Annotated in this window: 1 protein-coding gene; it reads right to left on the reverse strand. The window is 32.8% G+C overall.

Annotated features, from left to right (window positions below):
- On the reverse strand, positions 1-232 hold a 232-nt coding region (locus SB658_RS27845; RefSeq protein ID WP_410603826.1), incomplete at both ends, for a hypothetical protein.

The raw sequence follows: 232 nt of genomic DNA on the forward strand, positions 1-232 counted from the left end.
TTCCTCTGAAAGGTTTTTTATCAAACCTTCTGTTCCATTTTTATATGTTGCCACAGAGTCTAGCAATTCTTCTTTAAATCCGCTCAACTCTTCAAATGCTTTTATTGTTCTAATTAATGTTTCCTGAGATTTTTCTTGGGTTATTGTTAATTTCTCGGAAGTCTCTTTAATATCAATGATAGACTGCCTTTGACCAGCTACGTCTACTAAAGTCATTAAAATAGCTATTACC

This window comes from Bacillus sp. SIMBA_008, assembly GCF_046535495.1.
GTDB lineage: Bacteria > Bacillota > Bacilli > Bacillales > Bacillaceae > Bacillus > Bacillus subtilis.